We start from the raw sequence: 873 nt of genomic DNA on the forward strand, positions 1-873 counted from the left end.
CTAGGTCGTAAACTCATAAATTTGTAGCATGGGATTGCGAACAGTGATTCAAGCTCCGTGAGGAGGAGCTTTGATGAGCCAACGACGCTACGAGATCACGGACTTCGAATGGGAGATCATCGAGCCGCTGCTGCCGAACAAGCCGCGTGGTGTGCCTCGGGTGGACGACCGGAAGGTGCTGAACGGGATCTATTGGCGTTTGCGGACGGGATCGCCGTGGGCGGATATTCCGGAACGCTACGGTCCCCCGACGACCTGCTACAACCGGTTTGTACGATGGCGCAAGCTGGGTGTCTGGGATCGGATCTTCGATGCGATCACGGCCGCCTACGATGGCGACCTGCAGATGATCGACAGTTCCTCGATCCGCGTTCACCAGCACGGTGCGAACGCAAAAAGGGGGGTCCGAAGACCGCCACCGGGGACGAGCCTGACCCCCGATGCATGGGGCGCTCGCGGGGCGGGCTGACGACGAAGATCCATGCGCTGGTCGACGCCAATGGCCTGCCTATCGCCTTGAAGCTCAGCCCCGGCCAGGCTCATGACGGCAGGAGCGCCGAGGACTTGCTCGACCAGTTCGGCGAGGGCGAGATCCTGCTCGCCGACCGCGCCTACGACTCCGACGCGCTGCGCCAAGCATTGGACGCTCGCGGGGCCTGGGCCTGTATCAAGCCGGTGTCGCATCGCAAGGAGCCGCCCGCGTTCAGCCCCTTCCTCTACAGATACCGAAACCTGGTCGAGCGGTTCTTCAACAAGCTCAAGCATTTCCGCGCCATCGCAACACGCTTCGAGAAAATGCCGGAAAACTACCTCGCACTCATCAAGCTCGCTGCTGTCCGAATTTGGCTGCGCGCTTATGAGTCGGTGTCCTAG

Annotated in this window: 1 pseudogene; it reads left to right on the forward strand. The window is 61.5% G+C overall.

Annotated elements, in window-relative coordinates:
- Nucleotides 1–73: 73 nt before the first annotated feature.
- Nucleotides 74–873: pseudogene (locus tag ACFOGJ_RS24010) on the forward strand (IS5 family transposase).

The organism is Marinibaculum pumilum (genome assembly GCF_042646425.1).
In the GTDB taxonomy this organism is placed as follows: Bacteria; Pseudomonadota; Alphaproteobacteria; order Ferrovibrionales; family Ferrovibrionaceae; genus Marinibaculum; species Marinibaculum pumilum.